Genomic DNA, 24348 nt, shown 5'->3' on the forward strand with positions numbered 1-24348 from the left:
ATTGAAGGCATCGCCGTGACCTACCGGATCGCGGACGGGCGCGGAGCGACCATTGCGTGGTTTAGGCTAGGACTAAAAATAGCGAAGCGGTGAAGGGGATGAAATCACTAAACCATTATTGCTTCATCTGGAAGAGTATTCCTTATGCTCGCTTTCAATTCTTCCGCACACTGCATAGGATCATCTCTATCCCACGAGATAATATCATGATGTTCAATATCGAAGTGGATTGATTTTTTTCCACCATCTCTTTTGTGATGGGCATCGAATACGTCTTTGTCACATATGTAGAATACGGGTTTACCAAGACCCTCAGCAAACCCTGCCTCGAAGTAGGCACCAGCATTCTGATCCGATAAGTCAACAACTAAGAATCTACTATTTCTAATATCGACCCTGATTTTATCATCAATTGAACCTGCTTTTCTATTCTCATCGACTGTAAGCAGATCATAGCCTGCTTCTATACATGCACTTTTGATGACCGGAAGAATTATTTCTCTTAAACTTTCGTTGTTAAACTGAAGGGCCATAAAAGCTTGCCTGGAGTCGGCTTTGTTCCTTTGAAGTTCATAGAACCTTTGCCAGCCTCTTGCTGAAACACTGAACTGAAATGCCGCTCCATCCTGTGTTGTCAGGTTATGCCAATTAGACAGCCAACCCGATTCGTAAGCTTGATTTTGAGACCATAGAGCAGCGGAATAGGTCCGCGCTTTAGCAAGATAAGCTAACTCTGCTTTATCGACCGTCCACTCGGATCCGACATTTTCCTTAGTGCAAAGTGATACAAGGAATTGTTCAAGCAACTCGATAGCCGTATAGTCAGGATACCCATTAATTAGCTCATCTAATATATTTTTAGTGATGAATGGCGTATTTTTGAGGTCACCAAAAACCACAGGGTTATCTCGCCTGTATGAGAATGCGACGATCCTTTGAAGTTCTGAAAAGCTTTGATGCTTATGGTAACCAATTGGGCCGCATCTTTCACAGTTCGCGTACTCTCTATGTCCATAATCACGGTCTGTCGGCGGCTCGGAAAACCGGATGCCGCATAATGGACAGAACGTACGAGCTTCAGACATAGCTATATCTAACCAGATATTAGAATTCTTCAACTTGCAAGCAGGTGCTTTATACCAACTCCGGGAGATGGGCTCGCCGATCAAGTCGGCGAGAGCGGGTAAATGGGTTTCAGTCCTCGGGCTGACGGCTTCGTAACAAAGTCAATCCCCGCACTCACAGCCCGAACGGCCCGAGCCGTTCGGAACAACGCTATTTTCAATCCCCCGGATTGAAAATTGAATCGCTTTTGTGTCCCCGCAAACGAAAGAGGTGGCAGAGTCGCTATTCCCACCCCTGACACGAGAGAGTCCGTTGCTCTCGGTTTGGTGGGCCTGGACTGTGTGCGATCCATGCATGGGCGGCTTGCGACTTTACGGGGCGCGGGCGGCCCGGAGTGGCGGCGGCACCGCATCAGGCGGAGGAGCGTGATACGAGTTCGCGAAAGCCTTCAGGCGGTTGCGGATGCGCCCTTCTCCGACCCGGACGTCATGCGCATGGGGCCGAAAGCCTGATGCGCCTCTGACGGACACGGCGGGTGAGGCCATGGCGGCCCCTGCCGGATGCGGCGCTGATCCCACTTGTCAGTTCAGGGCGCGGATGTCGTCCGCTGTAAAATGGTATTCTTCTGTGTTCCCATCAGGGGACACGTCCGCGCTCGTGTCACCTTATCTGACGCCGACGCTTTCGCCGCCTCCTTGATGAGCGGTCGCAGAAACGCGGCTGCCTTCATCACAGGAACCTGCCATGTCCCGACCCCAATCCCATACCTCCCGCCGGCCAGGCCCGACCGAAAACGAAATCGCCCTGCAATGGGAGATCGACCGCCTGCGCAAAGCGTTGGCGACGACCCGCAAGGCGTTGGGCGAAGATGAATTTGGTCATGTCCCCGGCGACCGACTGACGGGCGAAGCGCAGGCACGCTTTTATGAAAAGCTCGGACGGTTCACGAACTACAATCTCGAACAGTGGGTGCCTCCGGATCAACGCTGCACGCAGTGCGGCGGGCTGGGACTGGCGGAAATCGACGCGGCGTTTGCGGCTGCAGCAAGTCGCGTTCGTGAGGGGCAGTCTTCTAAAATCGGTGACAGCCGCGCCTGACACGCCTTATACGGATTGGACATGACGACCGAGCCCCAGCCAGACCGATCGGACGCGCCGGACCCTCCGGCCTGCGTCGATTGCGGCGCGCCCCTGTCCGGGCCCTATTGCGCTGCCTGCGGGCAGCGCGTGGTGGTGGAGGCCGATTTCAGTCTGATCCGCCTGAGCCGGGACTGGCTGAGCGCGGCCTTTTCGCTGGATTCGCGCGGGCTGACGACGCTGCGCCGCCTGATTTTTCAACCGGGACGCCTGAGCGCGGATTATATCGCCGGGCGGCGACAAGCGACATTCGGACCCTTCCAGATTTTCGTGTTCGTCACGCTGCTCTTCTTTCTGCTGCCGGATAATTTCGATATTCTCAAAGCGCCGTCGCGTTGGTTCTTCAACGATGTCGAGCCGCTCGTCGCCGCCAAGATGGCGGCGCTCGATCTGTCGCGCGCGGAACTGGCCATTCTCTATGATGGGCGGGTCAGCACGCTCAGCAAGCTGGGCCTGTTCAGCATTGTCAGCGCGCTGACCGTGACCAGCTGGGCCCTCGGCTTTGGGCGACTGCCGCAACTGGGCAAACATCTGGTCATGGCGGTGCACGCCTTTGTCATGGCCCTCGGACTGATCATGCTCATCCTGCCGCTCATGATGCTGTTGTTTCTGGTCGTCGAGCCGGAGATGTGGATGGGCAATACGCTTCATCTGTCGCTACTAGGCGCATGGATCACGCTGCAACAGCGCCGTGTGCTGGCGATCGGCTGGCCGCGCGCCCTGCTGCACATGGTTGTGTTGATCGGCGTCCTGGGCGTGAGTGTATTTTCCTACCGCTATGGCATTAGCTGGCTGACGCTCTGGTCGCTCTAGTGGCCCAGAGGATGAGAATGATCAACGGGAATTGCAGGACGACACGGCCCCACAAGGCGGCAGGACTGTCCAGGGACCCAAGTGGCATAGTCTCCATTGCCATGTAGATATTGGCGGGCAGCACGGCGAGCAGAAAGGCGGCGAGCCCCCAGCCTGTTGCGCGGCGCAGGCGCGGGATGATGAGACCGAGCGCGAAGGCGAGCTCCATCGCGCCGGTCAGACGCACGATCTCCCGCTTGAACGGCAGGGGCGGCGGCACGATGGCGGCAAAGGCGTCGGTCTGGGTGAAGTGGGCGAGCCCTGCAGCGAGAAAGAACAGAGCGAGGAGGACACAAACAAGATGATGCCACAGCCCCGCGGGCTGTGGCGGATCGAACAATGTACGGGGCAGTGCTAGAAAGGATCGGACCATTTCGGATCGGTATAGACATTCGATCCGGATAATGTGCGCAAAAACGCTTCGATTGCATCTTTCTCGGCATCGGTCAGATTGAACTGCTCGGCCTGATTGCCGTCGCGCAGGCGCGGATCGAGCGTGTTGAGGAACTGCGTGCGGGCCGGTTCGCCGCCCGGGGTCGGAATATTGCTGTAATGATCCAGCATGGCGCGGATGGTCGGGAGCGACCCATCATGCATCAGCGGGCCGTTCAGCTGGCCATTGGCATCGACCAGATCGCGCAAGCTGGGCGAGCGCGTATTGGTGAAGTCGAAGCCGAGCGGATCCTGCGCATCGCCGACCACGCCATTATGGCCGCGATTGGGGCCGGTCTGGATGGTGAATTCCGGTGGCTGATGACAGGCGGAACAGTTCAGCCCGGTACCCTGGCCGCGGAAATTATTCTTGCCCTGATTTTCCTGGGCCGTGAAGTTGGGGAAATTGGCGTTGATATTGCCCGTCTGCGCCAGGCCGTCGTCAAAGCGGCTATCGAAAGACTGGATCGATTTGGTGAACTGCGCCAGTGCCTGACCGATCCGGGCTTCAGTGATATCGGGGTCAAGGAAGGTGAAGCGGAACAGCTCCTCATAATAGTCGATACCTTCCAGCTTGGTGATCAGATCGTCGAAATCCGGCGCGCCATTCTGGCCGGAAAAGCCGTGTTCGTTCGCGTCCTGGATCGGCATGGTTTCCTGCTCGGCATGGGTCGCCGCGCGCTGGTCCCAGAACTGCGTACTGGCACCGCCTCCGGGTCCGTCATGACCGAAGCCGCCATTGATCAGGCGCATGGAATGGCGTCCGGTCTCGCCGCTGCCGACGCCGTTACTGACGGTCGCAAGATCGGAAAAGCCGTTGGCCTGCACATGGCAGGAGGCACAGGCAATGGAATTGTCGATCGACAGGTTGCGGTCATAGAACAGAACCCGCCCGAGCGTCGCGCCCTTGTCGGTCACGGGATTGCCGTTGACCAGGGCAGGGCCGATATAATCCGGCACGGGCTGGTTGGCATAATCGGCCAGCGCGGCCAGATCGATGTTGGCTCCGAAGGTCGACAGGATTGCATCCTGATTGATGCCGACGGAGAGGGTGAAGCTGTCCGTGACGGACGCACCGGACGGATCGGACGCCCGGACGGTGACGATGACATCGCCCGCCGCATTGGGCGTGCCGCTGATCGTGCCATTACCAGCGCTCAGCCCGACATCCCGGTCGAAACTGATGTTCAGGGTCAGCGTATCGCCGTCAGCGTCGCTGAAGGTCGCGCCGTTCTGCGTCACGTCGATGGAGAGGTCATAGCCGACATCGCCGCTCTGATCCGGCATGGCGCTGGCGACAGTCGGCGCATTATTGGTATTGGCCACAGGCGTGGTCGGCGTCGTCGTCCCGCTATCACCGCCGCCCCCACACGCGACAAGTGCCGAAGAAAGGAAAAGCGTTGCGATAAAGCGCGACCGGTCAGTCATAAGCGTGTCCCCTGCTTGGGTTCACGCTAAGCCGTAGATCGTTCCGCGCACAAGACAGACAAATTTTAAATCATGAACAGCCTGCTGTAATATTGCGGTAATGTAGCGGACAGGTCCTTTAGCCGACCTCCGAACAGCATGTAGCGGCCATGCAGGAAACGTCGCTATTTGCCAAACATGGACGATCGCGCCAATCTGCAGGAAAAGGACATGTCACATGTATGCAGACAGGCTGGCCATTTTCGATACCGTCGTCGCGCAATGTCCCGAGATCGAACGCAAAGGAAAGACCATGCCCTACTGTTCGGCCAACGGACATATGTTCGCTCTGCTGACCAAGGACGGCGAGTTGGGCTTCCGGTTAGGCAAGAATGGTATGGCTACGTTCTTCAGAGACCATGACGATAGCGGACCGCTCAAATCGCACGGCGCGACGATGCGCGGCTATGTTCGCATCCCGGATGGAATGATGACCGATGTCGACCAGTTGGTGACCCATCTGCAACAGGCCAAAGCCTATGTGGAGAGCCTACCCCCGAAATAGACGGTACTAGAACATACCTGATCCATCGCAGGCGATCAGGAGCTGACCCGCCAGTCCGGCCTTGCGGTGGAAATGAAAGGATCGATAGGTCTCGTTCGAGACCGCCTCGAACATGCGCTTTTTATCTGCATAGCGCACGATCGCGACGGCGTCCCATTCATCCGCACCAGCGCCGATCAGGAAGCGATCGACCCGTCCGCCGAACACGGTTTCGATGCCGTCTATGTCGAGTTCGCGCAGCATCTCGCCGAACGCTTTCGCATAGCGGCGATAGGCGGTCTCGCCACTCACCTGTTCGCCGTCCCGATAGGTTGATGTCTCTTTGAACTTCAGCAGATTGAGCATGTAGACGGGTTCGCCGTCTTCATGACTGTCCAGAAACGCCTGTATCTGCTCCGGGGTCGGCTCGACCGCATTGACCGTGGCCATGACCTATTCCGTATAGCCGGGATGTTCGCGAATGTCGGACGCGCTATTCTTCACCATGTCGGTCGAGACGAAGAAGTCAGCCGCCAGCGGGCCGGAATATCCGGGCTGATTATACTGATCGAAATCGGTCACGCCGGACTCGGCCAGTACATATTCGTCAATGTAGAAATTGCCTGTCGCTTCGGCAGAGGGGCGCGACAGAACTTCATAAGCTGCGTCCGCCATGATGTCGGGAATGCGGCTCATCTTGGCCATGCTGTCCCCGCCCAGAACATTGCGGACGGCGGCGGTATCGATCGATGTCAGCGGCCAGAGCGAATTAACGGCAACGCCCGCGCTACGAAATTCCTCGGCCATACCGAGCGTGCACAAGCTCATGCCATATTTCGCCATCGTGTAGGCCACATGGTTCTTGAACCAGCGTGGTTCCATCAGCAGCGGCGGAGCGATATTCATAATATGCGCATTGGTCCCGGACTTCAGATGCGGGTAGCAGGCCTGGCTCATCAGGAAGGTTCCGCGTGCATTGACGCCGTTCATGAGGTCGTACCGCTTCATCGATGTGCCAGTCGTTGGCGTCAGGGATATGGCGGAGGCATTGTTGACTAGAATGTCGATTCCGCCAAACCGTTCGGCCGTCTGTGCGACAGCGGATTGAACCATGGCTTCATCGCGGATGTCGCAAACGATCGGCAGGCACTGGCCGCCGACGGCTTCGATCTCTTCGGCTGCCGTATAGATCGTTCCGGCGAGCTTGGGGTGCGGTTCTGCGGTCTTGGCGCAAATGGCGATATTGGCACCATCGGCGGCGATCTTCTTGGCAATGGCCAGCCCGATCCCGCGCGAGCCCCCCGACATGATGAGCGTGCGATCCTTGAACGACATGAAACCTCCAGTTTGGTGGGCCGTCTTATCAAACCCGATACTATCTCTGCGTAAGACAGCCGACCGCACGACGCAACGCAACAGGCCGTCGCAATCCTGCCCGACGGGCCTGCAGATATGAACGCCGATTAACCATACCTCTGAACGCGGCTTTAAGCGTCCTGCCGCTAGGGAGGCTCAACTTGATACGAAAAGGTAGGACCATGCGTCTTCTATTTGTGGGAATTTCCAGTCTCGCCCTGACAGCCTGTTCGATGGGCGGCTATAATTACGGTGCGGGTCATAATGGCCATAGCTATGTCAATCCGGGCTATGCAGGGGCCGGCTATTCGGGCTGCAGCCTCGATCCCTGTGCTGCATCCGGGCAATTCGCCGGCTATACGCAGCATTATCAGCCTGCGCCTCAGCCCGTCACCTGGACACTCCCTCCGACGTTGCCGCCTGCGCCCATGCCGCCAGCACCCTGTGCCCCGAACCCCTGTGCCGCCGGAGCCTATTCTGTCGCGCCGCAAATGAACGCGGGCTACGGCGCGACTGGTTATGGCGCAGCCGGATATGGCGGCGCGGCCTACGGACAGACCCACACACCCGCCGCCCACGCCTATGGCACTCACGCGCCGCATTACGGCCCGGCCCAAGGTCATGGCCTGCGCGGTGCCTATAAATATGCGACACTCGGCGCGACCTGGTATGATGTCGACACGGCCTATGCCGGTCTGCAGGGCCGCCTCGGCTATCAGAGCGCATCCATCCTCGGCGCAGAAATCGAAGGGTCGATCGGCGTGATCAGCGAGACCAGCCCATTCAATCAGCCCAACCCGCCCGGACCCGATCTGGTCGGCCAGTTCAAGGACGGGGTCGACTATCAGATTGCCGGCTTCGGCGTGGCTCGCCTGCCGGTTTCACCCAATATCTCGCTGCATGGCCGCGTCGGTTACCATCAGACGAAAAGCTATGCCGATGCAACAGTCAATGGCGTCGAACGCAATGTCGATACGACCGATGACGGTGTCGCATACGGCGCAGGTGCCGAATTCAATCTGACTCCTGTCGATGCGTTCCGCGCGGACTATACGCGCTACAGTCGCACGGGTGATGATATGGACTCCGTCTCCTTATCCTATCTGCGTCGCTTCTAGCCGCAGGCTCTTGCATTGATGACGTGGCTGGGCGAATAACGCCGGGTGCCGATTGCGGCACCCCGACAGATTGCCAGGATTGCACCCATGCCGACCGAAGACCCCTCCCCCAGCGGACATTGGGACGAAGTTGAGGCCGTTCAGCGCTATGAGCGGGAATTGCGTGAACAGGAAGATCAGCAGACCCTGAAGCCGCAACGCGGTCAGGATAATGCCAATCTGATCTATATTCTCTATCTGGTGAATATGGCCGTGCCCTTCCTGGGCATTGTCGGCGTGATCATGGCCTATTCGGCGCGGGATCATGCCGAACCCGATCTGCAGTCACATTATGACAATCAGATCCGCATCTTCTGGATTACCGTTATCGGCTATATCATTTCCGTCGTGCTGATGCTGGTCTTCATCGGCGTTCTGCTCGCCTTGCTGGTCTTCATCTGGAAGATCGTTCGCGTTGCAACGGCCATGAGCCTGCTATCGCGCGGTCTGCCTGTCCGGAATGTCGAAAGCTTCAGCTTCACCTCAGATTAGGCCGGACTCGCCAGTACCAGCCCATCCGTGTAAGCTACTCCGGTCGATCACTGTCCGGAGCGCTGACATGTTGCGATTTCTCTTACTGGGGCTGAGCCTTTCTAGCCTAGCCGGTACGGCCCTTGCGCAGGACGTCGACTGGCGGAACATCACACCGAGACTGGAAGGCTGCTGGCACGGAACCGGCATGGGCGGGGTCGTGTCCGAATGCTGGCTGGTGGCCGATAATGGCCGCGCCGATGGCATGTTTCTGATGCGCCAGAAAGACGCGCCGACCTTTGCCGAAATCATCACCATCGATGCCTTTGATGACGGTGTCGAAATGCGCCTGAAACACGTCAATGCCGATATGACAGGCTGGGAAGAGAAAGACAAATATACGCGTTTCCGTTTCCTGTCCGCCGAAGCAGACCGGCTCAACTTCAAGGGATTGAGCCTGATCTTCGTCGGCGATGACCGGCTGGAAACGGAATTGATGATGACCTTCGGCGATGGCGAGCCACGTATGGTCCCGTTCAGCTTCACCCGCACGGCCACAGTGAACCCACCCGCAGCGCCGCCCGAGAAAGAGGCGGACTAATCAGCCACCACAGTGCCTGGCGTCTCCATATCCAGATCATTCGTGTCCTGGCGCAACCAGAGATCGGCGTAGAGCCCGCCGCGCTCCAGCAGGTCTGCATGGGTTCCGCGTTCAACGATGCGTCCAGCCTCCATGACGAGGATCAGGTCGGCATCCTGAATGGTCGACAGCCGGTGCGCGACGACGAGCGTCGTCCGGCCCCGACTGGCCACGCCCAGCGCCGACTGAATATCCAGCTCGGTCGCACTGTCGAGCGCGCTGGTCGCTTCGTCCAGAATCAGGATGGCCGGGTCCTTGAGCAGGGTCCGCGCAATGGCGACCCGCTGTTTCTCCCCGCCCGAGAGCTTTAGCCCGCGTTCGCCGACCAGCGTGTCATAGCCTTTGGGCAGGTCCGCAATGAAGTCGTGAATTTGCGCGTCCCGGGCGGCCTGTTCGATCTGCATCTGTGACGCATCCGGGTGAGCATATGCGATATTGTAGCCAATCGTATCGTTGAACAGGACCGTATCCTGCGGGACCATGCCGATGGCCGCGCGCAGAGAAGCCTGCGTCATGTCGCGGATGTCGGTTCCGTCGATGCGCACCGCTCCGGCGGCAATATCGTAAAAGCGGTAGAGGATCCGGGAAAGGGTGGACTTGCCCGCCCCCGTCGGCCCGACCACGGCAACCGTCTGTCCCGGTTCCGCCGTAAAGCTAATGGCGCGCAGGATTTCGCGGTCCGGATCATAATGGAAATCGACCTGATCGAACTCGATCCGGCCCGTCACATTTGCGGCCATTTCGGCGTGGGGTGCATCGACGACTTCGGGCTGCTCTTCGAGCAGCTGGAACATGCGCTCCAGATCTGTCAGCGCCTGTTTGATCTCCCGGTAGGCAAAGCCGAGGATGTTGAGCGGGCGGTAGAGCTGGCTCATCACCAGCGTAATCGTCAGCATGTCGCCGGTGCTCATCTCCCCGCCCAGAATATAGGCTGCGGCGAGCATCATCATGGCGACGATCCCGACATTCATCAGCAGGCTCTGCCCGATATTGACGGTCGCGAGCGATGTGCGCGAGCGGATCGCGGCCTGCGCATAGGCCGCCATGGCGCTGTCATAGCGCGCCACTTCGCGGCCTTCCGCGTCGAAATATTTGACGGTCTCATAATTGAGCAGACTGTCGACAGCGCGAGCCCAGCTTTCGGTGTCGCGCCGGTTCATCTCCCGCCGGAATTTCAGTCGCCATTCGGTCGTCACCACGGTGAAGACGACATAGGTGATGACCACGGCCACCGCGATCAGCGCAAACCAGACATTATAGGCAACGGCGAAAGCAGTCCCGGCGATCACCAGCTGCAACAGGGTCGGCCCGATATTGAACAGCAGGAAGCGGAACAGGAAATCGATCGCGCGCACGCCGCGTTCGATGATCCGCGACAGGCCGCCTGTGCGCTTGGCCAGATGGAAGCGCAGCGACAGCCGGTGCAGATGAGCGAAGGTTTCCAACGCGATTCGCCGCTGCGCCTGCTGCGCGACCGGGGCGAAGACATATTCGCGCGCTTCGGAGAACAGGGTGGAGAGCAGGCGCAGAGCCCCATAGCCTAGTACGAAGGCCGCGATAAACAGACCGACCTGCGCGAATGTATCGCCGCGCCCGACGGCGTCGCCGACCACGTCCTGCGCGCGGCCCAGAAAGAAGGGCGCGCCAACCAGAATGAACTGACTGATCACAACGAGTGTCAGCGCAATTACAGTCCGGACCTTCGCGCCCATGTCGCCCGGCGGCAAAATATAAGGGATCAGGCCCTTCAAAGCCGAGAGCTGCTCCAGAATGCCGCGTTCTTCGATTTCAGTCGCGTCAGGATGCCTTGCGACGGAATTTCTGGGGGGAGACATGGAGGATGATGTGGTGGCAAGAACCGAAAATGGAAGGGGTGCTCGAAGGGTTTCGGCTTTTCATTTCAAAAAGGTTGGGCCCGAAATTCAGTTGACAGTTTTCTGATATCGCAGACAACGTCCATCAAACTATCTCGAGACATGAATATGAGCGGTTGCTGGCACCCGATTAGCTGGGAAGAATTCAAACAAGCTTATCGAAATGATCTCTGCTGGATAAACTGGTGGGATAAAAACGCTTTCAAAATCGCAAAAAAATACGGCATGCCTTGGTTCTGCGGAAAAGGCTGGATGACCAAGAGAATGTTGACGGATGAGGCGTTCTTCAAAGAAATTTATGAGGCTGGAACCGATATAATGCGCAACTAACGCACTATATTCAGTTATTATAATCAGCGCATTTCGCGAAGCTCAGACCGCCTCGAACTCCATGATGACCGCATCGACGGCGAGATTGTCGCCGGCTTGCGCCTTGATCGCGCTGACCTTGGCGCGCTTTTCCGCGCGGAGTGTGTTTTCCATCTTCATGGCTTCGACTACGGCGAGGGCCTGTCCGTCTTCGACGACGTCCCCTTCTTCGACCATCAGTTTCACGACCACGCCCGGCATCGGACAGAGCAGCAGGTTGGACGTGTCCGGCGCGACCTTGACCGGCATATGCGCAGCCAGGGCGGCGGCTTCCGGCGTGCGCACCTTGACGCAGAAGGAACAGCCGCGGTGACGGATCGTATAGCCTTCGGGCCGTTTGGCGACGAGGAAGTTGAGCGGGGTGTTGTCGACCAGCGCACGGACCAGCGGATCGCCCGGCTTCCAGTTCATCAGCACTTCCATCTCGATCGCGGCCTTATCCTCCTCCGGATCATCCATGACGATGGTGCGCAGACCCTTGGAGCCGCGAATGTCGGCGCGATAATGTTTATCGCCGATTTCGACGCACCACATATCCGGCACGTGCCGCGTATGATTGGGCAGGCTGCCGCTGATACGCGCAGCGCGGTGCTCGGACACGTCATGCATCAGTGCAGCCACGGCGGCGAGCTTGCGCATGCGGCCTGCATTCTCTGGCGCGCCGGTAAACCCGTCCGGATATTCCTCCGCGATGAAGCCGGTTGTGATGTCTCCGCGAATGAACCGGTCATGGTCATAGACGGCCTGCAGGAAGGGAATGTTGTGGCCGATGCCTTCCAGTTCGAACACGTCGAGCGCTTCGCGCATGGCTTCGAGCGCCACGCCCCGATCCGGCCCCCATGTACAGAGCTTGGCGATCATCGGATCGTAGAACATGGAAATTTCGCCGCCTTCGAATACGCCCGTATCGTTGCGCACGATGGCCCCGTTTTCGCGCGGACCCTCGACAGGCGGGCGGTAGCGGGTCAGGCGTCCGATGGACGGCAGGAAGTTGCGAAACGGATCTTCAGCATAGATGCGGCTCTCGATCGCCCAGCCATCGAGCGTGACATCATCCTGCGCCATGGCCAGTTTTTCACCTTGGGCGACGCGGATCATCTGTTCAACCAGATCGACGCCGGTGATCAACTCCGTGACCGGATGCTCCACCTGCAGGCGGGTGTTCATTTCCAGGAAGTAGAAGTTCCGGTCGCCATCGACGATGAATTCGACCGTCCCGGCGGAATCATAATCGACCGCCTTGGCGAGCGCGACGGATTCCGCGCCCATGGCGGCGCGGGTTTCCTCATCGAGAAACGGTGACGGGGCCTCTTCGATAACCTTCTGGTTCCGGCGCTGGATCGAACATTCGCGCTCGCCCAGATAGATGCAGTTGCCATGTTTGTCGCCCAGCACCTGAATTTCGATGTGGCGCGGCTGAGTGACGAATTTCTCGATGAAAATACGGTCGTCGCCGAAGCTGTTGGCGGCTTCATTCTTGGACGACTGGAAGCCCTCGCGCGCCTCCTCGTCGTTCCACGCAATGCGCATCCCTTTGCCGCCGCCGCCGGCTGACGCCTTGATCATGACGGGATAGCCGATCTGTTTCGAAATTTTGACCGCTTCGTCCGCGTCCGCGATCAGGCCCATATGACCGGGGACCGTGGAGACCCCCGCTTCCTGCGCGAGTTTCTTCGACGTGATCTTGTCGCCCATCGCCGTGACCGCATGCGGGTTCGGCCCGACGAAGATGATGCCTTCCTCTTTCAGCCGTTCAGCGAAGCCCGGATTTTCCGACAGAAAACCATAGCCCGGATGCACCGCATCCGCCCCCGTCTCCCGGCACGCCGCAATGATCTTGTCCTGCACGAGGTAGGAGTCAGCCGCCGCAGGCGGACCGATATGAACGGCTTCATCCGCCATCTCGACATGGAGCGCATTTTTGTCGGCATCGGAATAAACCGCGACGGTCGCGATATTCATCTTGCGAGCGGTCTTGATGACCCGACACGCAATCTCGCCGCGATTGGCGATGAGGATTTTGGAGATTTTAGACATCTATTGCCTTTAACATTCAGAGCAAAATCAAGATAATTGTTATCATAACGAGCACGTATCCAAACGGCATTATGGCAAGAAGGAATGTGTTACTAACCCAGCGCCAAATCTTTGTCGGGAAAATGCGGAACCTGTAGGACGACAGCAGACCCAGCTTGTAACCTTCTATGTAGTTCCGTTTTGCAGTTAACATTGCACGACATATGCCGAAAAATATTCCGGTCATCGAAAGAAGCACGATAGCTGCGAGCCCGACCAAGTCATGAAGCTGGACCCCATCATCTGAGAAGCTCTGAAGGAGGCCGAACACTAACACGACAGGAGCAAATGAGGCAGCAACGTAATGACCAGTGCTAGCCTCTCCTCTCGAAAACGCACCGATAGCTGCGTCCGAATATTGGAGCTCGGTATCGCTGAGTTTGTGATTATTTGGTTGAGATATTTCGAAGTCTAGAACCTCTCTATGAGATAGTGCGTGTGGCTTGAGTTTCTCAATGTCTTGCTCAAACGAAAAAGCTGCTTCTGCTTTTATTAGGACATCAAGCTCTGACCAATAAACGCCTTCGCCTAGAGGTAAAACCAACCCCTTAGTGAATTCTTCGTCCGATATCTCCTTGAGCCTTGGAAAGTTAACAATCGGCAAGCCCAAAACTCGTCCATCATTGACAGCTAACTCTATGAAGTCAGGTGAACGGTTGCATCCTACAATTAGAGGAACTCCCGTTGAGACTTCCTCGCCACTCACAACGGCAAGTTCCCATGCTTCTTCCACGGGTTCTGGAGCTGCTTGTCTTTCGCCAGCGCGAAGGCGCGCGCCACGCGCTTGCGGGTCGAGCGGGGCTGAATGACTTCGTCGATATAGCCGCGCTCCGCTGCGCGGAACGGGCTTAGGAACTTCTCCTCATAATCCGCGACGTGTTCCGCCGTCTTCTCCGCGTCACCCAGATCCTTGCGGTGCAGGATCTCCACCGCGCCCTTGGCGCCCATCACGGCGATCTGGGCGGTGGGCCAGGCGTAGTTGATGTCGCCGCGCAGGTGTTTGGGGGCCATGACGCAATAAGCGCCGCCATAAGCCTTGCGGGTGATGACGGTGACCTTGGGCACGGTCGCTTCGCCGAAAGCGTAGAGCAGTTTCGCGCCGTGCTTGATGACGCCGCCATATTCCTGGTCGGTCCCGGGCAGGAAGCCGGGCACGTCCACCAGCGTCAGGATCGGGATGTCGAAACAGTCGCAGAAACGCACGAACCGCGCGGCCTTGCGCGAGGCATCGCTGTCGAGGCAGCCCGCCAGCACCATCGGCTGATTGGCGACGACGCCGACCGTCTGCCCTTCCAGCCGGATGAAGCCACAGAGAATGTTCTTGGCGAAGTCGCGCTGGATTTCGAAGAAGTCGCCCTCATCCGCGACTTTGCGCACCAGTTCGTGCATGTCGTAGGGCAGGTTCGGATTGTCAGGCACCAGCGTGTCGAGGCTCTCGTCGATCCGGTCATGCCGATCGAAGAAGGGCCGGACCGGGACTTCAGCACGGTTATTGAGCGGTAGGAAATCGAACAGCCGGCGGATTTCCGCCAGCGCTTCCATATCATTGTCGAACGCCCCGTCGGCGACCGATGATTTGGTCGTGTGCGTCTTCGCCCCGCCCAGTTCTTCAGCGGTGACGACTTCGTTGGTCACGGTCTTCAGCACGTCCGGTCCTGTCAGGAACATGTAGGAGCTGTCGCGCACCATGAAGATGAAATCGGTCAGAGCCGGGGAATAGACCGCCCCGCCTGCGCTCGGCCCCATGACGACGCTGATCTGCGGGATCACACCGGAAGCGAGAATATTGTTCTGAAACACTGATGTGTAGCCCGCCAGCGCCGCGACGCCCTCCTGAATGCGCGCGCCGCCGCTATCCTGCAGGCCGATGATCGGCGCGCCGTGGCGCATCGCCATGTCCTGAACTTTGGTGATCTTCTGCGCGTGGGTTTCTGACAGCGAGCCGCCAAACACGGTGAAGTCCTGCGCGAAGACGAAGGTCTTACGGCCATTGATCGTGCCCCAGCCCGTGACCACCCCGTCGCCGGGCATCTTAGTCTTGTCCATGCCGAAATCGGTCGAGCGATGGGTGACGAACATGTCGAATTCTTCGAAACTGCCCGGGTCGAGCAGCAGTGAGAGCCGTTCGCGCGCGGTCAGCTTCCCCTTGGCGTGCTGCGCAGCGATGCGTTTTTCGCCCCCACCCTGTCGGGCCGTCTCGCGGCGGTCCTGCAATTCATCGAGAATGGAGCTCATGCGTGTATCCCAGCCCTGATCATCAGGTCATCACCCTGTTTACGCCCGTCTTTTCTGCGGGCGTTTGCGCCGTCGCAACCTGACGAGACGCGCGCAGAGACGCAAGCCCGATTTGACCAAAAAGAAAGGGTTTAGACGCGCTTCCGTTCCCATTCTATGCGATAATGAGCGTCAACCTTGCAGGAATAGTCGTTGCGCCGTCATTTCCATGCAATAGTGAACAATCTGGGAGGAGCGGAGAACCGTTTTTTCAAAGCGTCCGGACAGACCGTGCCGAACGTAAGCAGGTCATTATGAAGATCAACACGTCCTATCTGATTGCCGCCGGTGTCGCCGTCGCGTTTCTCGCCTGGTTCGCCGTCAATTCGGCGGGCGAGGACACAAACCTCTATGCCGACATCGAGGCCCGCGATCAGGCGACCGAAGCCGTCCTGCCGACGGTCGTCGTGCGCAACGTCACGGCAGAGGTCCACCCGATCCGTCTGGTCGCCTATGGCCGGACGCAGGCGGGCCGCATGGTCGAGGTCAAGGCCAAGACGGCGGCGTCACTGATCGCGACACCGATCGCAGAAGGCACGCGCGTCAGACGCGGCGATGTAATCTGCCGTCAGGATGTGGATGCGCGGCAGGCCCTCGTCGATCAGGCGCAGGCGCGGCTTGATCAGGTCGAAGCCGATTTCCGCGCGACCACCACGCTGGTCGAAAAGGGATTTCGCTCCGCCACGTCGCTGAAAGCCGACAGGGCCGCCGTCGACGGAGCACGGGCACAGCTGAAACAGGCGCAGATCGAACGCGGCAATATCGTGCTGCGCGCACCGTTTGACGGCATCTATGAACGACGCATGGCCGAAGTGGGCGATTATCTGTCCCCCGGACAGCCCTGCGCCCTGATCGTGGAACTTGATCCGCTGAAACTGGATGTCGAGATGACGGAAACGCAGGTCGGCAAGATCGCGATCGGACAGCCGGTCACTGTCCGCCTTGCAACAGGCGAAACGGTCGAGGGTCGCGTCGCCTTCATCGAATCGGTCGCCAATCCGGCCACTCGGACGTTCGGCATGGAAGTCAGCCTGCCCAATGGCGACGGCGCGCTGAAAGCGGGCGTCTCGGCCACGATCGCCATGACCATCGGACAGACGACGGCCAGCCTTGTGCCGTCAGGCATTCTGACGCTCGATAATGACGGGATTATGGGCGTACGCTATCTCGACCCGTCCGACCGCGTCCAGTTCGCCACGATCACGCAGGTCGACGAAACGCGCGATGGGATCTGGGTCACGGGCCTGCCGACATCGACGCGGATCATCATTGAAGGGCAGGACTATGTGTCCGTCGGCACGCACGTCACACCGGTCCGCGAAGCTGACCATGCGCAAGCGCGCCCGGCCTCCGTCAATGCCCGCAACAGCGCCGATCTGAACTAGGCCACCCGATGGAAAAGATCGTCAGCTTCGCGGTCAATGCCTGGCGGGTGACGCTGGGCATTCTGCTCTTCATCATCGTCGGCGGTTTCATCGCCATCCAGAACCTGCCGCTGGACGCGGAGCCGGATATTCCCGTGCCCTTCGTCAATGTGCGTGTCGTGCTGCCGGGCGTTTCGCCCGCCGACGCGGAACGCCTGCTGGTCCGACCGTTGGAGACGGAGCTGAAGTCGATCGACGGGCTGAAACGAATGGACGCGGTCGCGGCTAATAATGTCGCCTATATCATTCTGGAATTCACCCCGTCCTTTGATCAGGACCAGGCCGTATTGGACGTTCAGGAAGCGGTCGACCGCGCCCGCGCCGAATTTCCCGAAGAAGCCAAGGAACCGATCGTCGAGGAAATCGACACCTCGACCGTCCCGATCTTCGTCGTCAACCTGTTCGGCGACGTGCCCGAACGCACGCTGCAGAATACCGCCAAGGAGCTGCAGCAGCGGATCGAAGGCATTCCGGCCATTCTGGGCGCGGATATTAGCGGCGAACGCACCGACGTTCTCGAAGCCGTGGTCGATCCGACCCTGCTGGAAAGTGCCGGCATCACTTTTGACGAGCTGGCAGCCGCCGTGGCACGCAACAATCAGCTGATCACCGCCGGATCGCTGGAAACCAATAATGGGCAGTTCAATGTCAAACTGCCCGGCCTGATCGAAAATGCGGACGATCTAGCCGAACTGGTGGTCCGGACGGACGCGTCTGGCGCGGTCGTGCGCATGTCCGACATCGCCGTGGTGCGCCGGACCTATAAAGATCCGCAATCCTACGCCCGCTATAACAGCAATAATTCCGTCAGCCTGGAAATCACCAAGCGCAAAGGCGAGAACATTCTCGACACGATCGGAGCTGTGCGCGAGGTGGTTGAAGATTATCAGACCAGCGACACGTTTCCGCAGACCATCCAGATCGAATATAGCCAGGACAAGTCGCGCTACATTCTGGAGATGGTGCGTTCGCTTTCCTCCTCCATCATCAATGCGATCCTGCTGGTTTTCATCGTCTGCCTGATCGCGCTGGGCCTGCGGTCCGCCCTGTTCGTGGGTTTTGCCATTCCGGGATCGTTTCTGATCTCGCTTTTCATCATGTGGACGCAAGGCGAGACCATCAACATGATGATCCTGTTCGGCCTGATCCTGTCGGTCGGCGTTCTGGTCGACAGCGCCATCGTTATCATCGAATATGCCGACCGGAAACTGGCCGAAGGCATGGCCGCGAAAGAGGCCTATATCATGGCCGGCGAGCGCATGTTCTGGCCGATCATCAGCTCCACTGCGACGACGCTGGCCGCCTTCCTGCCCTTGCTGTTCTGGGAGACGATCACGGGCAAATTCATGGCCTATTTCCCGCTGACCATGATCTATGTGCTGAGCGCCTCCGTGCTGATGGCGCTGATCTTCCTGCCGACGGTTGGAGCGCTGGGCGGCAGCCTGCGCGAACGGTTGCGGCGCGGGCCGAAGCCTGAGATCTCGGATCAGGCGCTGGCGCTGGCCGGTGAAGGCGGCGACCCGACGAAACTGACGGGGCTGACCGGCATCTATGTGCGCACGGTCGAACGCCTGATCCGCTTTCCGTTGATCGTGCTGGGCGGGGTTATGCTGCTTTGCGCGATCATCGTCGTCGCCTTCAGCCAGTCCATGGCCGGACCGCCACCCAAACCGGTTGAGTTCTTTACCCAGACGCCGTCCGATCAAGTCTATGTCTTCATCCGAGCGCGCGGCAACTCCACCCCCGCAGCCAAGCGGGAGCTGGCGCTGGATGTCGAAAGGCGTATTGCCGATGCGCGCATCGAAGGGATCGAGGGCGTCTATGCCGTGGCTGGCAATGCCGGCGGAGGCGGGGCGCAAATCGACGGTCTGGCGGATGAGCCCGGCGACGCGGTCGTGAAGATTTTCTTCCAGCTGGAAGATTTCGCGGACCGTCGCAGCGTGCTGGATATTCTCGACGATATACGGGTCGCCGTCGCCGACATGCCGGGCGTTATCCCCGAAGTCACAGCGGCGAGTAACGGACCGCCCATCGGCAAGGATATCGGTATCGAATTTACAGGCCGCGACCGCATGGCCGTCGCCGAAGCGACCCGCATCGCCGAAGCCTACCTGCTGCAGATGGAGGGCGTGATCGATGTTGAAACCACCCTGCCCCTGCCCGGCGTGGAATGGGAACTGAGCGTCGATCAGGTCGAAGCCGGTCGGCTAGGGCTGGATGTGAACCGCATCGGACAGACTGTCCAGTTCGTCACCGAGGGTGCTTTGGTCGGCTATTTCCGTCCGCTCGACAATGACGAGGAAGTCGATATCCGCATCCGTCTGCCCGAGGATTCCCGCGATATTCGCGCTCTGGATGATCTGCGTATCCAGACGCCGCAAGGCGCGGTCCCGCTAGCCGCCGTCGTGGAGCGTCGGGCACGCCCGCGCGAGGACAGTATTACACGCCGCAACCAGTTCGCCGTCTTCGAGGTCAAGGCCAATACTGCGGATGGCTATGCGCCCAATGTTCAGGTCGAGGAGCTGCGCGACTGGCTGACCGATCAGGCCGGATTGCCTCGCGACGTCAATTGGCGCTTTCTGGGACAACAGGAAGAAAACGCCGAAGCGGCGGCGTTCGGTGTGGCTGCTCTGGCCGCAATTCTGTTCATGATGAGCGTCATTCTGCTCTTGCAGTTCAACAGCTTTTATCACGTGCTGCTGACCCTTTCTGCCGTGGTGCTCTCCGTTTTCGGCGTGCTGCTCGGCCTGATCTTCTACCCCTATGTGTCGATGGTCCTGACCATGACGGGTGTGATCGCCCTTATGGGTATCGTCGTGAACAATAATATCGTCTTGATCGACACTTATCAGCGCCTGCTAGAACGCGGGTCCGATCCGGTCGAGGCAGCTGTACGCACGGCCGCGCAGCGGCTTCGCCCGGTCGTGCTGACGACCGTCACGACCGTCGTCGGCCTGATGCCGCTTGTGATCGGTTTCGATGCCGATGTGACCAGCGGTCATTTCGATCCGCGCGGATCCGGAACATCCGATATCTGGAAGCCGCTATCCTACGCTCTGGTCTGCGGTCTGTCCTATGCGACCGTGCTGACCCTGTTCCTGACGCCGGTTCTGCTGGCGGCCCCGCATGTGTGGAAATTGCGCATCGCGCGCTGGCGCGGACGCTCCGATGACCGGCCCAGACAGATCACCATCCAGGCGGCGGAATAGGCTTATTCAGGCGCGAAAATGGCGGTACTCTGCATGCCGCCACCGATCAGCGAGCGTCTGATCTGCCAGCGAAACGGCTCGAAGCTGACGGATAATGTGCCGTCATCGCTCTCCGTTGCCGGCAAGGGGGGCAGGCGCTCGAACGGAACCGACACATTCGCCCCCGCGCCCGGCCCATCGATCAGCTCCGCCCGAACCGCATATTCGCCCAAGGGCATGACGGAACTGGCAATATAGGCCCAGCGGCCATCCGGCCCAACCCGCGTATCGCCAATGACGGCATTGGCAACGCTCAACCTGACGCTGCCTTGGACTTCCGACAGACCGGAAAAGATCACACCGCCCGCATCATCATAGTCGACCGCGCCGATCGCGAGCGGCCCGGAGGCCGGAATACCGCCGAACGGGCTCTGGATCAGGCGGGTCGGCGCCCCCGGTGCGCTGATCATGATCAGAGCCGGCGCATCCGGCTGTTCTTCCGTTGGACGGTGAATGCGGAAAATGGTTTCGACACCGCGGATCGACGTCGCGCTGGTAATTTCCACGGCACCACCCGTCTGAACACTGGTATCATAGAGAATGGCTTCGATCGCCATGCCCTGCCCCGACACATCGACCATCGCCGACCATACGCCCTGCGCAGATGCGCGGACCTGCAGGATGCGTTCTCCCCGGTCCAGCAAGGCAATGACGGATGCCGGTTCGGCCAGACCCGAAAGGCGCAGAACGGCGCCCTCTGCGGTTTGAGTTTCCGACACACGTGTGAAGCTCACCGGTGTGAGCGAGGCGGCAACGGGGCTGACAGGGCCGGATGCAGTGTCGCGGTCATCGCCGTCCTTGCGATCACTGAGACTGATCCCGGCAAACAGAGCCAGAGCGAGCGCCAATCCACCGCCAATCATGCCTGCAATGCGTCGGGTTTTCATGGACCGCCCATGCCAGCTTTGCTCCCCTTCATCTAGCGACGCATTCACATGAGGGTGATGAGAATTACCGTGCGAAGTCGATCCCAGAGCGCTAGAGCGGTCAGCCGGTTTGAAAACAAGGATGTGATGACGCTATGGATATGATGAACTCAACAACTGAATTGCGGTCCGTTGCCGTCTTTTGCGGATCATCGCCGGGCAATATTCCTGACCACGTCCTGCTGGCGCGTCAGCTGGGCGCGGAAATCGCCCGGCGTCAGCTACGCCTGATCTATGGCGGGGGCGGTCTGGGTCTGATGGGCGCTGTCGCGCGCGCAGCCCATCAGGGCGGCGCGACAGTCATCGGCGTGATTCCAGATATGTTGCGTAAGGCGGAAGGCATCGTCCCGGATATCGAGCATGTCTTCGTGCCCGACATGCATACGCGCAAGATTCGCATGTATAAGGAATCGGACGCGTTCATCATTCTGCCCGGCGGCATTGGAACGCTGGAAGAGGCTGTTGAAGTCCTGTCCTGGCAGCAGTTGAACCTGCATGAAAAGCCGATCCTGTTTCTCTCGGACACGGGCTATTGGGATCATCTGCTGGCTGAATTTGCGCGCATCATCGATACGGGCTTTGCCCGCCCCTCAATGCGCGACGACATACTAAGCGCGCAATCGATCGACGAGGCCTTCTCCCTGATTCAGGACCGACTCGACAATCCGGTAGAAAGGCCGCCGCTGGTGCTGCGCGACGCATCCGTAGAAAGCCTGATCTAGCGGCCCGTGCATAGCGCGTCGAAACGCTTTTTTACGCCCGGCAGGCGATTATTCGTCCCGATTTTACATCCTATAATGGAATCAATCCTAGACCCGCATAAGCCCGTTCGCTAGGGCGCGCGGAACGGATCATCTGGTCACACAAAGATGACCGCGATTTTGGGGATTTTCGTGTCAGTCAGGCTTTGCGCAATCACCGCGATCGGACTTGTCGGCCTCGCTATTCCCGCCATGGCCCAGCCATTAATCGATGCACCCGCCGTGACGACATCGACAGCGGACACATCCAACAGCAGCGCAGAGCGCGACACCTATCTGCCCGACTATTTCGCGCAGTTCCAGCCGGACACGGCGCTCGACATGGTCAACCGTATTCCCGGCTTTACCCTGCGCGGCGGCGGCAATGCGCGCGGCTTTGGTGAGGCCAATACGAACTTCCTCGTCAATGGGCGGCGTCCATCGACCAAGTCGCAGGGCGCAGGCGATATTCTGTCGCGTATCCCCGCAACGATCGTGACCCGGCTCGAAATACTGGACGGTGCGTCGCTCGATATTCCGGGTCTATCGGGGCAGGTCGTGAATATCGTTGCAACCTCCGTCGCCCTGTCAGGGCGCTGGCGCTATTCTGCCCGATTTGAGGAAGGAACGGAGCCGCAATTGCTGGAAGGCGAAGTCTCTCTGACGGGCAAACGCGGCTATCTCGACTTTTCGCTCGGGATCGAATCTGGTCAGTTCCTGTTGACCGAAGATTCGGTCGAGCAGTTCTTTGACGGAACCGGGACGCTTATCGAGGACCGTACTGAAGATATTTTTCTGCGAAACCTGCAACCCTCGGCCAATCTCAATCTCAGCTGGGTTCCGCTGACCGGGCGCATGGCCGGCCATGTGGCAAACCTCAACGGATCGATCGAATTCGACAATGACAATAGCGGCGTGCGCGAAAGCTTCGTCGCGGTCGGACCGGGCGGCACCAATGGGGAGAGTTTCGTCAATAGCGGCGATGATGAAGTCGAATATGAAATCAGTGGCGATTATGCGTTCGACCTACCCCTGTTCGGGCGGGACGGAACGTTGAAACTGATCGGCTTGCTGAGCCGCGAAGACAATCAGCGCGATACGGTGTTCGTGGTCGCGCCGCAGGGCGGCGATGCCATCCGGTCTATCTTCCTGCGCGATCAGCAGGAAGGCGAGACCATCGGACGGGTCGAATATGGCTTCAAGGCCAATGCCACGCATGATGTCCAGCTCTCGGTCGAATATGCGCTCAACACGCTCGATAGCACGACGACTTTCGAGAACAATTTCACGCCTCCGGTCCTCGACACGGTCCGCGTCGAGGAAGACCGCTATAATGCCCGTATCACCGATAGCTGGCAGATCAGCCCGACATGGTCGCTGCAAAGCTCGCTCGGAGCGGAATATTCCCGCCTGCAGGTCACAGAACCGCGCAGCGATGCGCGGACCTTCTTCCGACCCAAGGGCTTTATGTCTGTCAGCCATCAGCTGTCCGAACGCTACAGCATCCGCGCGCAGGTGGAACGGGGTGTCGGGCAGCTTAATTTCGGGACGTTCGTATCGACCCGCAATCTGGTCGATAATCAACAGACGACAGGCAATGCCGAGATCAAGCCCGATCAATTCTGGAACGTCTCGATGGAGTTCGAACGAACCGATGACAAGCTGATTTCCGGTCGGATTCGCCCCTATTATCGCGTCATCGAAGATCCGATCGACCGCATCCTCTTCCCCGATGGGACGGAAGGACCGGGCAATCTGGATCGCGCGACACGTTACGGCGTTCAGACCAATGCGACCTTGTTGTTCGATACGCTCGGCGTTCCCGGACTGCGGCTCGAAGCCACGGGCGATCTGGGTGACAGCCGGATCGACGACCCGCTGACCGGACAGAGCCGACAAATCAATGGCAATGAGGAATGGGACTATAGCGTCTTCGCGCGCTACGACATGCCGGGAACGGACTTCGCCTTTACCGCGCGTGCATCCAATGATCAGGGAAGCCCGTCCTTCCGCCTCGATGATATCCGCGAAGTCGTGGTCGACAAGCCGTTCGCGTCACTGTCGGTCATTCACAAGAACTTTTTCGGCATGCAGCTGACCGTGTCCGGCACGAACCTGCTCGACAATCGCATCGAGCAGGAACGTCAGCGTTTCGACGGGCCCGACCTGCGGCTGGGCGACCGGACCCGGATCGAACGCTTTGCCCGCCAGCGCGGACGTCGCCTGTCGATCACGCTGACGGACGTGTTTTAGGGGCTTGATCGCGCTCTGCGTCAACCATCTGAGCAAGGCCTAGCCGACGTCAACCTCTACTTAGACAAACGTCGTATTTGATGTATGATTGGCCCGTCATCAC

General features: G+C 59.0%; 21 protein-coding genes. 11 read left to right on the plus strand and 10 right to left on the minus strand.

All coding sequences use genetic code 11. The features are described 5' to 3' along the window. Positions 1–107 precede the first annotated feature (107 nt). Complete coding sequence (locus AB6B39_RS00085) at positions 108–899, minus strand: hypothetical protein (RefSeq protein ID WP_284372144.1); 792 nt, start codon at positions 897–899, stop codon at positions 108–110. Positions 900–1809: 910 nt separating this feature from the next. On the opposite strand from AB6B39_RS00085, the gene AB6B39_RS00090 reads away from it, so the two are divergent. Together AB6B39_RS00090 and AB6B39_RS00095 are read left to right on the plus strand one after the other, a co-directional pair. Further along, the gene (locus AB6B39_RS00090; protein ID WP_284372142.1) at positions 1810–2163 is read left to right on the plus strand and encodes a hypothetical protein; all 354 of its coding nucleotides are present in this window, start codon (positions 1810–1812) and stop codon (positions 2161–2163) included. A gap of 21 nt (positions 2164–2184) precedes the next feature. Then, complete coding sequence (locus AB6B39_RS00095) at positions 2185–3015, plus strand: DUF3667 domain-containing protein (protein WP_284372140.1); 831 nt, start codon at positions 2185–2187, stop codon at positions 3013–3015. Here the strand turns inward: AB6B39_RS00095 and AB6B39_RS00100 are convergent. Further along, entirely contained in the window at positions 2987–3427 is a 441-nt protein-coding gene (locus AB6B39_RS00100) for a DoxX family protein (RefSeq protein WP_284372138.1), read from the minus strand. The genes AB6B39_RS00095 and AB6B39_RS00100 overlap by 29 nt on opposite strands. After that, positions 3409–4914 carry a cytochrome c peroxidase gene (locus AB6B39_RS00105; protein WP_284372136.1) on the minus strand — a complete coding sequence of 502 codons (1506 nt, stop codon included), beginning with the start codon at positions 4912–4914 and terminating at the stop codon, positions 3409–3411. Before AB6B39_RS00105 ends, AB6B39_RS00100 begins: the two co-directional genes overlap by 19 nt. Positions 4915–5131: 217 nt before the next feature. Here AB6B39_RS00105 and AB6B39_RS00110 point away from each other — a divergent pair, with 217 nt between their 5' ends. Then, entirely contained in the window at positions 5132–5458 is a 327-nt protein-coding gene (locus AB6B39_RS00110; protein WP_284372133.1) for a hypothetical protein, read from the plus strand. A gap of 6 nt (positions 5459–5464) precedes the next feature. On the opposite strand, the gene AB6B39_RS00115 is transcribed toward AB6B39_RS00110, so the two are convergent. Continuing rightward, positions 5465–5887, minus strand: a complete 423-nt coding sequence (locus tag AB6B39_RS00115; protein ID WP_284372132.1) for a hypothetical protein — start codon at positions 5885–5887, stop codon at positions 5465–5467. 3 nt (positions 5888–5890) lie between these two features. After that, the gene (locus AB6B39_RS00120) at positions 5891–6772 is read right to left on the minus strand and encodes an SDR family oxidoreductase (protein ID WP_284372130.1); all 882 of its coding nucleotides are present in this window, start codon (positions 6770–6772) and stop codon (positions 5891–5893) included. Between the two features lie 203 nt (positions 6773–6975). On the opposite strand from AB6B39_RS00120, the gene AB6B39_RS00125 reads away from it, so the two are divergent. The 3 genes from AB6B39_RS00125 to AB6B39_RS00135 all read left to right on the plus strand — a co-directional run bounded on the left by AB6B39_RS00125 (position 6976) and on the right by AB6B39_RS00135 (position 9022). Then, positions 6976–7911 (plus strand): outer membrane beta-barrel protein, encoded by a 936-nt coding sequence (locus AB6B39_RS00125; RefSeq protein WP_284372128.1) that lies wholly within the window; start codon positions 6976–6978, stop codon positions 7909–7911. Positions 7912–7998: 87 nt separating this feature from the next. Further along, positions 7999–8442, plus strand: coding sequence for a DUF4870 family protein (locus AB6B39_RS00130; RefSeq protein WP_284372126.1), 444 nt, complete (start codon positions 7999–8001; stop codon positions 8440–8442). 67 nt (positions 8443–8509) lie between these two features. Further along, positions 8510–9022: a DUF6265 family protein gene (locus AB6B39_RS00135; RefSeq protein WP_284372124.1), complete on the plus strand. Its 513-nt coding sequence runs from the start codon at positions 8510–8512 to the stop codon at positions 9020–9022. Here AB6B39_RS00135 and AB6B39_RS00140 read toward each other — a convergent pair. Then, positions 9019–10896 (minus strand): ABCB family ABC transporter ATP-binding protein/permease, encoded by a 1878-nt coding sequence (locus AB6B39_RS00140; RefSeq protein WP_284372122.1) that lies wholly within the window; start codon positions 10894–10896, stop codon positions 9019–9021. The genes AB6B39_RS00135 and AB6B39_RS00140 overlap by 4 nt on opposite strands. 141 nt (positions 10897–11037) lie before the next feature. Here AB6B39_RS00140 and AB6B39_RS00145 point away from each other — a divergent pair, with 141 nt between their 5' ends. Beyond that, positions 11038–11265, plus strand: coding sequence for a hypothetical protein (locus tag AB6B39_RS00145; RefSeq protein WP_371398659.1), 228 nt, complete (start codon positions 11038–11040; stop codon positions 11263–11265). A 42-nt stretch (positions 11266–11307) separates the two neighbouring features. Here AB6B39_RS00145 and AB6B39_RS00150 read toward each other — a convergent pair whose 3' ends face one another. From AB6B39_RS00150 to AB6B39_RS00160, 3 genes are read right to left on the minus strand one after another with little or no spacing between them, the layout of a single operon-like run. Further along, on the minus strand, positions 11308–13341 hold the full coding sequence (locus AB6B39_RS00150; protein ID WP_284372118.1) for an acetyl/propionyl/methylcrotonyl-CoA carboxylase subunit alpha: 2034 nt from the start codon (positions 13339–13341) through the stop codon (positions 11308–11310). A 16-nt stretch (positions 13342–13357) separates the two neighbouring features. Next, a complete protein-coding gene (locus AB6B39_RS00155) occupies positions 13358–14113 on the minus strand; it encodes a DUF2442 domain-containing protein (protein WP_371398660.1) in 756 nt (251 codons plus the stop codon). Next, the gene (locus AB6B39_RS00160; RefSeq protein ID WP_284372114.1) at positions 14083–15615 is read right to left on the minus strand and encodes an acyl-CoA carboxylase subunit beta; all 1533 of its coding nucleotides are present in this window, start codon (positions 15613–15615) and stop codon (positions 14083–14085) included. Before AB6B39_RS00160 ends, AB6B39_RS00155 begins: the two co-directional genes overlap by 31 nt. A 293-nt stretch (positions 15616–15908) precedes the next feature. Here AB6B39_RS00160 and AB6B39_RS00165 point away from each other — a divergent pair, with 293 nt between their 5' ends. Together AB6B39_RS00165 and AB6B39_RS00170 are read left to right on the plus strand one after the other, a co-directional pair. After that, a complete protein-coding gene (locus AB6B39_RS00165; protein ID WP_284372112.1) occupies positions 15909–17039 on the plus strand; it encodes an efflux RND transporter periplasmic adaptor subunit in 1131 nt (376 codons plus the stop codon). Between the two features lie 8 nt (positions 17040–17047). Further along, the gene (locus tag AB6B39_RS00170) at positions 17048–20287 is read left to right on the plus strand and encodes an efflux RND transporter permease subunit (protein WP_284372110.1); all 3240 of its coding nucleotides are present in this window, start codon (positions 17048–17050) and stop codon (positions 20285–20287) included. 2 nt (positions 20288–20289) lie between these two features. Here AB6B39_RS00170 and AB6B39_RS00175 read toward each other — a convergent pair whose 3' ends face one another. Next, the gene (locus AB6B39_RS00175) at positions 20290–21213 is read right to left on the minus strand and encodes a hypothetical protein (RefSeq protein ID WP_284372107.1); all 924 of its coding nucleotides are present in this window, start codon (positions 21211–21213) and stop codon (positions 20290–20292) included. Positions 21214–21353: 140 nt separating this feature from the next. Here AB6B39_RS00175 and AB6B39_RS00180 point away from each other — a divergent pair, with 140 nt between their 5' ends. Both AB6B39_RS00180 and AB6B39_RS00185 read left to right on the plus strand, forming a co-directional pair. Continuing rightward, positions 21354–21974 carry a TIGR00730 family Rossman fold protein gene (locus AB6B39_RS00180; RefSeq protein WP_284372105.1) on the plus strand — a complete coding sequence of 207 codons (621 nt, stop codon included), beginning with the start codon at positions 21354–21356 and terminating at the stop codon, positions 21972–21974. A 147-nt stretch (positions 21975–22121) separates the two neighbouring features. After that, on the plus strand, positions 22122–24245 hold the full coding sequence (locus AB6B39_RS00185; RefSeq protein WP_371398661.1) for a TonB-dependent receptor plug domain-containing protein: 2124 nt from the start codon (positions 22122–22124) through the stop codon (positions 24243–24245). Positions 24246–24348 lie beyond the last annotated feature (103 nt).

The sequence above is a fragment of the Algimonas porphyrae genome, assembly GCF_041429795.1.
Lineage (GTDB): Bacteria > Pseudomonadota > Alphaproteobacteria > Caulobacterales > Maricaulaceae > Litorimonas > Litorimonas porphyrae.